Annotated in this window: 9 protein-coding genes and 1 pseudogene; 6 read left to right on the plus strand and 4 right to left on the minus strand. The window is 64.8% G+C overall.

Going from position 1 to position 9085, the window contains the following annotated elements:
- Positions 1 to 502: 502 nt before the first annotated feature.
- The 6 genes from GSQ76_RS25065 to GSQ76_RS25090 all read left to right on the plus strand — a co-directional run bounded on the left by GSQ76_RS25065 (position 503) and on the right by GSQ76_RS25090 (position 6882).
- Positions 503 to 1855: an MFS transporter gene (locus tag GSQ76_RS25065; RefSeq protein WP_158746825.1), complete on the plus strand. Its 1353-nt coding sequence runs from the start codon at positions 503 to 505 to the stop codon at positions 1853 to 1855.
- Between the two features lie 151 nt (positions 1856 to 2006).
- A complete protein-coding gene (locus GSQ76_RS25070; RefSeq protein WP_158746826.1) occupies positions 2007 to 2834 on the plus strand; it encodes an ABC transporter permease in 828 nt (275 codons plus the stop codon).
- The gene (locus tag GSQ76_RS25075) at positions 2831 to 3598 is read left to right on the plus strand and encodes an ABC transporter permease (RefSeq protein ID WP_158746827.1); all 768 of its coding nucleotides are present in this window, start codon (positions 2831 to 2833) and stop codon (positions 3596 to 3598) included. Before GSQ76_RS25070 ends, GSQ76_RS25075 begins: the two co-directional genes overlap by 4 nt.
- A 32-nt stretch (positions 3599 to 3630) precedes the next feature.
- Positions 3631 to 4659: an ABC transporter substrate-binding protein gene (locus GSQ76_RS25080; protein ID WP_158746828.1), complete on the plus strand. Its 1029-nt coding sequence runs from the start codon at positions 3631 to 3633 to the stop codon at positions 4657 to 4659.
- Entirely contained in the window at positions 4656 to 5462 is an 807-nt protein-coding gene (locus GSQ76_RS25085; protein WP_254070622.1) for an ABC transporter ATP-binding protein, read from the plus strand. The genes GSQ76_RS25080 and GSQ76_RS25085 overlap by 4 nt, the downstream gene beginning before the upstream one ends.
- Positions 5463 to 5502: 40 nt before the next feature.
- Positions 5503 to 6882 carry an aminotransferase gene (locus GSQ76_RS25090; protein WP_158746829.1) on the plus strand — a complete coding sequence of 460 codons (1380 nt, stop codon included), beginning with the start codon at positions 5503 to 5505 and terminating at the stop codon, positions 6880 to 6882.
- Positions 6883 to 6891: 9 nt separating this feature from the next.
- Here GSQ76_RS25090 and GSQ76_RS25095 read toward each other — a convergent pair whose 3' ends face one another.
- From GSQ76_RS25095 to GSQ76_RS32150, 4 genes and pseudogenes are all read right to left on the minus strand, one after another.
- Entirely contained in the window at positions 6892 to 7137 is a 246-nt protein-coding gene (locus GSQ76_RS25095; RefSeq protein WP_158746830.1) for a hypothetical protein, read from the minus strand.
- Between the two features lie 81 nt (positions 7138 to 7218).
- Complete coding sequence (locus GSQ76_RS25100) at positions 7219 to 7821, minus strand: ABC-type transport auxiliary lipoprotein family protein (RefSeq protein ID WP_158746831.1); 603 nt, start codon at positions 7819 to 7821, stop codon at positions 7219 to 7221.
- On the minus strand, positions 7818 to 8822 hold the full coding sequence (locus tag GSQ76_RS25105) for an MlaD family protein (RefSeq protein WP_158746832.1): 1005 nt from the start codon (positions 8820 to 8822) through the stop codon (positions 7818 to 7820). Before GSQ76_RS25105 ends, GSQ76_RS25100 begins: the two co-directional genes overlap by 4 nt.
- Positions 8822 to 9085 (minus strand): annotated as a pseudogene (locus GSQ76_RS32150) (polyamine ABC transporter ATP-binding protein); the annotation flags it as partial. The pseudogene GSQ76_RS32150 and the gene GSQ76_RS25105, both read right to left, overlap by 1 nt.

The raw sequence follows: 9085 nt of genomic DNA on the forward strand, positions 1-9085 counted from the left end.
GAATGAAGGGAAAATACGCTGTCCGTCTGAAACATCACGAAACTCCCAAGATGCCCGGGCGAATAACGCGGCGCGTATTCCTCCGGTCACCAACAGATGCACGCGAGCAGAACCTTAGTAGGGCCAATCTCTTCTCATCGAGTACTACCCTCCTCGAGGCCTAGTGTACGGTAGCTGGGCTCAGCGACGAAAATCACTAGGAGTCTTTCAGAAAGGAGACCCGCAAAGAGTTTGGTGACAAACAAGTGACATATATACGACACTGATACATTGATGCCACTCAAATATGCCGATGCCCGACTGTACAGGCGTCTGTTCTCATCGCGGATACCTACTTTACGGAAAGGAACCGGCAGTCCGCAATTAAATCATGGGCCATATGGCCGATTCGGCTCGATCTTCTTCGACGTCGAGCCGAGCTGCTTGGGGCACCATCGATTTGGCACGGAAGTTGCCTGGACTCGTCCACGACGCTCTCCGCATCATGGATAAGGACCGTGCCGTGACCACGAAAGCCACCAAGATCGACCTGTTCAGCTTCAAGACGCCACAAATGAGGGCGTTTCATCTCGCCTGGCTGGCTTTTTTCGTCTCATTCTTTGCCTGGTTCGCGGTGGCGCCGCTGATGCCGGTGATCCGGGGGGAGTTCAAGCTATCCCCCGATCAGATCGCCAACATCAACATTGCCGCCGTCGGCATCACGATTCTGGTCCGCATGGCAATAGGGCCGCTTTGTGACAAGTTCGGGCCTCGCCTGACTTATGTGTGGCTTCTGACGCTTGGCGCCATTCCCGTGATCGGAATCGCGTTCTCCACCTCATACGAGGTGTTCTTGATCTTCCGACTGGCCATCGGGGCGATCGGAGCCAGCTTCGTTATCACCCAATTCCACACCTCGATGATGTTTGCGCCGAATGTGGTGGGCACGGCGAATGCGACGGTGGGCGGCTGGGGTAACGCCGGCGGTGGTGTAACGCAGACCGTCATGCCGTTGATCCTGGCAGCCCTCGTCAGCATGGGGATCAATCAGTCGCTCGGCTGGCGCATGTCGATGATTGTGCCCGGCGTCATGATGCTGATCGTCGCCGTGCTCTACTGGAAGCTGACGCAGGACGCGCCGGAGGGCAATTTCAAGGATCTACGGGCACGCGGAATTGCCATCGACTCGGGCAAGAAGGGCGGCTGGGCGGTCTTCAGGCAGGCGATGGCGAACTACCGGGTTTGGATGCTGGCGATCACCTATGGCGCTTGCTTTGGGGTCGAACTGTTTATTCACGGCGTCGCTGCCAGCTATTACGTGTCACGGTTCCAATTGACGTTGGAGGGTGCCGGCATCGCGGCTGGCAGCTTCGGCCTGCTGGCCCTGTTTGCGCGTGCCCTGGGCGGCATCGCCTCGGACAAATTTGCAAAATTTGGCGGGTTGGATGCACGCACTCTGTTGCTGTTTGTTCTGATGGTCGGTGAAGGCGTGGGCTTGTTGCTGTTCTCTACGGCAGACTCTGTCACGCTGGCGTTGACGTGGATGCTAGCGTTTGGGCTGTTCACGCATATGGCGTGCGGCGCGACCTACGCGCTGGTGCCGTTCCTGGACCGCAAGGCGTTGGGCGGTGTCACCGGCATCATCGGCGCGGGTGGCAATATCGGCGCGGTGGGCGCCGGGTTCCTGCTAAAATGGGTCGGCAGCGTTCCCGGCAGCCTGTTTGCCCTGGGGTGGATCGTGCTCGGCTGCTCGCTCTGCGCGGTCGCTGTGCGGTTCTCGCCGTCGCATAAAGCCAGCGAGCAGACCCTGTATGACGAGGCTGTGGCGCAGCGGGAACGACTGACGATCAATGGTGGAATCGCCGCCACCGGCTAAGCCTCACGCGCAATGGGCAATGGTGCCGATTTTCTGACCGGATGCCCGCTGCGCGCTCAGATCCATTCCATGCCAGACCTGGGCATGAGCGGGCGGCGGGTTGTTGCGTGGCACAGGCATTGCTTTCCGAAATGTAATGTCCACGCCAGTCATGAGCACAACGGTCGCCATTCTGCCGCCTGCCCGACTGGGGCAGAGGATGCGGCTATCGACGCTACCCCGTCAGTTGCTGGGCGCCGCCGCGGTCGCGGCGATGGTGGCGGGGTGGTGGGTGATCGCCGCCACCGGCATGGTGCGGGCCGACCTGCTACCGTCGCCGTTGGATGTGTGGGACGCGCTGGTCGAGGTGACGCGCGACGGTTATCGCGGCACAACGCTATGGGGCAACGCGCTGTCCACGCTGGAGCGGTTGCTGAGTGGGTTTGGCTTGGCCACTTTGGTCGGTGTGCCGTTGGGGCTTTGGATGGGGTCGAACCGCGTCACACACGCCGCGGTCGACTGGATCATCCAGTTCATGCGTCCACTGCCGCCACTGTCCTATATGATCCTGCTGATCCTGTGGCTGGGCACCGGCGATTTGTCGAAATCCGCCCTGCTGTTCCTGACCGCGTTTCCGATCATCGTCGCCTCCGCCGCTGCCGGCGTGCGCGGGGTGAAGCAGCAGCGGATCCAGGTGGCACTCGCGTTGGGCGCCAGCCGGGCACAGGTGTTTCGCCACGTCATCATGCCGTCCGCCGCGCCGATGGTGTTTACCGGGCTGCAGATCGCGCTGGCCGCCGCGTTTTCCACCGTGGTCTCGGCGGAATTGCTCGCGGCGACCGATGGGCTCGGTTGGATGGTGATCTCGGCCAGCACATTCCTGCGCAATGACATCATCATCCTGTGCATCCTCATCCTGGGGGCGCTCGGCTTCATCTTGGCCAGCCTGCTGCGCGCGACGGACCGCCGGCTGATCCACTGGCGAGGACGCGACTCGTGAGAACCTTGCCCTCCTGGGTGATCACCCTGCTGAGCATGGCGGTGGTGCTGGCGATCTGGATCGGGATCACCAGCGGTGGGCTCGTGCGCGACCTGTTCCTGCCCGGCCCGCTGGATCTGTGGGATGGGTTCATGGAACTGGTGCAAGACGGCTACAAAGGCCGCCCCCTGCTGGAACATGTGGGGATGAGCCTCTTCCGCGTCATCGCCGGGTTTCTGACCGGGGCTGCCGCCGGCACCTTGCTAGGGTTAGGCATGGGTTATTCGCCGCGGATCAACGCGCTTGCCGCACCGTTCATCGAGTTCCTGCGCCCACTGCCGCAGCTCGCCTACCTGGTGTTGCTGATCATCTGGCTAGGCATTGGGGAGACGAGCAAGGTCACCATGCTGTTCCTGGCCGCCCTCCCCGTCTCCGCGATCGCGGCGCGCGATGGCGTGGCGAACGTGCCGCCGGAGCGGGTGAGCGTCGCCTTGGCGCTGGGCGCCAGCAGATGGCAGGTGTTCCGCTACGTCATCATCCCGTCCGCCTTGCCGGAAATCCTGGTGGGCGCCCGGCTAGCGGCGGGCATCGTCTACGGGACGCTGATCGCAGCGGAGATCATCGCCGGGTCGAACGGGATCGGCTGGATGATCCTGGATGCGGGTCGGTTCCTGCGATCGGATTATGTGTTTGCCGGCATCGGGATGATCGGGATCACCGGTATCTTGATCGACCGGCTGCTGCTGCTGATCGAGCGGCGGGTCGTGCATTGGGCTGGGCGGTGATGATGCCGCCGGACAAAGGGAAAGAATAATCGATGCCGAACGGATTGATCACACGCCGGGCTGCTCTGGCCGGGACCGCGGCCGCTAGCGTGGCGTTGGCCACCCGGCGTGGTTGGGCTGCGGCGCCTGCCACGGTGAATATCGGCTTTTTCACAGAGACCAAGCCGACCATGATCGCCAAAGGCGAAGGCTGGTTCGAGGCGGGCGCTGGCGGCAAGCTGAACTGGACGGAGATGGGCAGCGGCGCCGACATCAACACCGCCATCACCGCGGGAAGCTGCGATATCGGCCTGGCCACCGGCTCCGCCGCCACCGCCGCGGGGATCGCCCAGGGCCTGCCGTTCAAGCTGATTGGCATGGTCGACAATATCGGCCCGGCGGAGGAGATGACTGTCCGTACCGCCGCCAACATCAAGACGCCGGCAGATTTCAGGGGCAAGAAGGTTGCGACGCCGTTCGGCTCCACCAGCCATTTCCGCCTACTGGGCTTCCTGAAGACCAATGGGCTGACTCAGCGTGACGTCACGGTGCTGGACATGAAGGCCGCCGCCATCGTCGCCGCATGGAGCCGCGGAGAGATTGACGCGGCGTATGTGTGGGCGCCGGCGAAAAGCAAGATCCTGGCCGATGGCGGCGCGGTGTTCCCAACCTACGAGGCATTGGACAAAGCGGGCTACGTGATCGCCGACCTGGTTGTGGTGCGCGACGGCTTTGCCAAGCAGTATCCCGAGGCCGTGACCGGCTTCCTGAAGGCGTATGGCCGCGCGCTGACGATGTACCAGCAGAAGCCGGATGATTCCGCGGTGCTGGTGGCCAAGCAGGCGGGCGTGACCCCGGCGGTCGCATTGGCCGACATGAAGGAATACGATTTCGTGTCGCTGAAGGACCAGGCCAGCGATGCTTGGCTGGGCGGCACTGCGGCAAACCCCGGCAAGCTGGCGCATGTGCTGAAAGGCACCGCCGACTTCCTGGTCGAGCAGAAGAGCATCAAGAGCGCGCCAGCGGTCGACGCGTTCCAGAAGGCGATCGACACCGGGTATTTGACGAAGGCGTTGGCTTGAGGGCCGACCCAACCTCCGGTCCCACGGCGTTCGTGCAATTCGCGGACGTGTCGGTGCGCTACGGCACCGGCGCGTCTGCGGTGCGGGCGTTGGAGCGCGCGGATTTGGGCTTCGACCGTGGCGATTTTATCTGCATCGTCGGCCCGTCCGGTTGCGGCAAAACGACGATGATGCAGACGCTCGCCGGGTTCCTGCCGCCGACCAGCGGGGTTGTCAGCCTCGATGGCCAAGCGGTGACGGGGCCGGGGCCTGAGCGTGGTGTGGTGTTTCAGCAGCCGGCGCTGTTCCCGTGGCTGACGGTGGCTGCCAATGCCGGGTTCGGGCCGCGCATGCAGGGCAAGAACGGCGCTGCGGCCCAAGAGACAGTGGAGCAGTGGCTGCGCACCACCGGCCTGTGGGAATTTCGCGACCGCTATCCATACGAGCTATCGGGTGGGATGCAACAGCGCCTGGCGATTGCGCGCGCCCTGTGCAACGAGCCCAAGGTGCTGCTGATGGACGAACCATTCGGCGCGCTGGACGCACTGACGCGGGAGCGCATGCAGGAGGAATTGCACGCCGTCTGGCGACGCACCGGGATGACGGTCGTGTTCATCACCCACAGCGTCGAGGAGGCGGTGTATCTGGGGACCGAGGTGGTGGTGATGTCGCCCCGTCCGGGCCGCATCGTCTCCCGCCTGCCGATGCCATTCGCCCGTGGCCATGCCAATGAGAGTATCCGCAGCGTGAAGAGCCGGCCGGATTTCGTGGCATTGCGCGAGGAGGTTCTGTCGCTGATCTGGCAGATGGGCGACGAACACTAAGGCCGAGCCTTATTGATGCTGCATATTTGAGGGGGAAATCATGAACTCGATCCACGCCCGCGACATTGCCACGCTGATCCATCAGCAGACCGATTTGGACAAGCATAGCCGCGAGGGTGGCGTCATGATGGCCCGTGGCGAGGGCTGCCGGGTGTGGGACACGGATGGCCGCGAGTATATCGAGGCGATGGCCGGGCTATGGTGCGCCAGCCTGGGATTCAGCAACCGGCGCCTGGCGGATGCGGCGCATAAGCAGATGCTCGCCCTGCCCTATTATCATACCTTCTTCGGCAAGGGCCACGAACCCTCCGTCGAGTTGGCGGAGCGGCTGTTGGCAGTCGCGCCGGCCGGCATGGAGCGGGTGCTGTTCCAGTGCAGCGGGTCGGAGGCGAATGATGCGGCGATCAAGCTGGCCTGGCATTACTGGGGCGTGAAAGGTCAGCCGCAACGCCGCAAGTTCATCGGCCGCGTGCGGGGGTATCACGGCAACACCGTCGCCACGGTCAGCCTGTCGGGCCAGCCGCACATGCATGCCGGGTTCGGCCTGCCGCTGCCCGGCTTCGTGCATACAGACAATCCGAACTACTACCGTTTTCACCAAGACGGCGAGACCGAGGAAGCATTTAGCGCGCGGATGGCCGCCAATCTGGAGGTGCTGATTCAAGCGGAGGGACCGGACACCATCGCCGCGTTCTTTGGCGAGCCGGTGCAAGGCGGCGGCGGCGCCATTACCCCGCCACGCGGCTACTGGGCGGCAATCCAGGCAGTCCTGCAGAAACACGACATCCTCTTCGTCGCCGACGAGGTAATCTGCGGATTCGGGCGTACCGGGGCGATGTGGGGCACGCAGACCTATGCGTTGCAGCCGGACATGATCAGTTGCGCCAAGCAGCTTTCGGCCGCGTATCAGCCGATTTCGGCGCTGATGATCGGGTCGAAGATCCATGAGGCGTTGCTGGAAGGCAGTCGCACGCACGGCTCGTTCGGCCATGGTTTCACCTATGGCGGCCATCCCGTCGCCTGTGCCGTCGCGATCGAGACGTTGAAGATCTACGAGGAAATGGACCTGATCGCCCATGTCCAGGACGTATCACCCGCTTTCATGAAAGGGTTGGGCGGGTTCCGGGACCATCCACTCGTGGGCGACGTGCGTGGCGTGGGCCTTATCGCCGGCGTGGAGCTGATGCAGGACAAGCCGACCCGGCAGCCCTTCTCGGCCGCCTTGGGGGTCGGCGTGCGCGTGCAGAATGCCTGCGAACGCGCCGGGCTGATCGTGCGTGCCATCGGCGACCGCATCGCCTTCACCCCACCGCTGATCATCACCCGCAGTGAGATCGACCAGATGTGCGCCCGGTTTGGCTCGGCACTGGACCAGGTGTGGGCGGACCTGCGATCGCAGATGGCCGTGGCCGCGGAGTAGAACCTGCCGCTACCAGCGGCGGTAATATTGGCTGCGGGCATATTCTTCCTGGCGCCGCTGCTGCTCCCAGGCGTCGCGCTCACGTTGACGCTCCCAGAACGCCTCGCGGCGGCGTTCTTGCCATTCGCGGTGCTGTCGCCAATCCTGGCCCTGGTCGTAGCCGCGCCCGTAGCCACCGCCGTCATAGGGCTGCGCGTGGGACACGATCGGTGCCAGCACCAGACTCGTCAACGCTGCGAGAGTTAGGATCCGCATGTGGCCCTCCATTCAATGACGGGAGAATGGGGGCGGATTGCGGCGGAACTTCCAGTGGAAGATGTCGAAACGGGGGCGGATTCAGCGCCCCGGTAACGAGCCTGCCAGACGGGCTTCGACCCCGGCAATTAGCCGTGCCACCGCGGCCCGACTGGAGCTGGCAATATCTGCCGGGGTGGTGCCGGTCAGCGCCGCCTCCGCCGTTTCGTCGGCTTGCAACAGCACGCGCACGGGGGATGGCCGCAGATCCAGCAAGACCAGGCCCAATGCGGCCCGGCTGCTGCCCTGGGCCGGCGTGGCCAATAGGGATTGCAGTTCCCCTTCCAACGCCAGATCGGCCCTTGCCCGACTGCCGGGCGCGAGCACGGCGGAAAATAGGCCGCTGCCGGCCAGCCAGCGCCGAAGCGAGTCTTCGACGGCGTCGGCGGGAGGTACGCTCCATTCCTCGTAGAAATCGGTGCGAATGCTGCCGTCGCTCTGCACGATCTGCAGGCCTCGCGCCTCTAGGCCGGGGGCGGCGCGCAGGGTGCGGACCAACAGCACCGGGCCGCCGGGTCGCGGCGGCAGAGTGTTGGGGCGGCGCACTTCCAGCGGCCAGGAGCGCTTTTCCAGATAGGGTCGCGCCGGAAGGATGCTGCACGCGCCCAATGCGGCCGGCGCCGCCAACAGCCAGCGACGCCTCATTGGTCGCGGCTCCGCGGTGGTGCGGCGCCTAACACGACCTGGCCCGGGTCGCGTCGCAGCGCTTCGCTGGTTTGGCGTAGGGCGGCGACGGCGGTGCGGGCGTCGCGCAGCAGCGGCACCAGACCGGCCTCCAAATCGGCCGAGCCGCTATCGGCCCGGCGTGTCACTGCATCCAACGACGCGATCAGTTGCGGTAGGCGGGCGGCGGCCTGCGTCAGCTTGTCGGTCGCCGCGGTGGCGGAGCGGAGCAGTTGCTGCGTCTGCGGCCCTTGCGCCAGGGTGCGGGCGGAGGCGAGCGTCTGCCGCAACTCGGCCGTCAGCGCTGGCACGTCGGCCTGCGTCACCGTCGCTTGCAGCGTGCGCAGGGTCGCCGTGGCCTGCACCATCAGCTTGTCCGCGTCGCCGTCGTGCAGGGTGCCGCGCAAATCGGTGATCAGGCCGAGCAGACCATTCGCCAAGCCGTTGATGTCGATTTGCTGGATCTTTGCCAGCAACACGGTCGCCGCGTCCTGCACCTGGCTGAGTGTCGAGGGCACAGAGGGGATATACTCGTATCGGGGCTTCCACGGGATATCCAGCGGCGGGAAATTCTCGGGGTTCACGAAATCCAATTCCACATAGCTCAATCCCGTCAGTCCCTGGGGGGCGATCCGGGCGCGCAGGCCACGGGCGATGGCGTCCGGGTTGGGTGGCTGGCCGACCCGCTCGGTGTCGATCTCAAACCGCACGAACACGGTGCGGAATGTGGTGCGGCGGATCGCATCGGGCTCGTCCCGGCCGTAGGCGGCGCTGACCAGGCCCACCTCCGTCACCGCGCCGATGGCGACACCGCGATATTTCACCGGGGCGCCGACATCCAGCCCCTGCACGCTGTCGCGGAAATACGTCTCGTACGGGCGCGCGTGGCGGATTTGGCTGCCGCTGAAGAAGAACACCGCGCCCACCAGCAACGCCATGCCCGCTACCACCAGCACGCCCACACGGAGATAGGTGCCGCGCATTACGCCGCCTCTCGCCGGAAGAAGGCGCGGACCACCGGCTCGGTGCCGTCGCGGGCAAGGGCTCGGGGGTCGCCCTGCGCCACCACGCCCTGCCGTGCCCGGTCCAGCATCAGGCAGCGATCGGCGATGGCCAGGATGGAAGCCAACTCATGCGTCACCACCACGAAGGTCGCGCCCAGCGTGTCGCGCAGCCGCAGGATCAGCGTGTCCAGCCCGGCCGAGGTCACCGGGTCCAACCCAGCAGATGGCTCATCCAGGAACAA

The sequence above is a fragment of the Acidisphaera sp. L21 genome, assembly GCF_009765685.1.
Lineage (GTDB): Bacteria > Pseudomonadota > Alphaproteobacteria > Acetobacterales > Acetobacteraceae > LMUY01.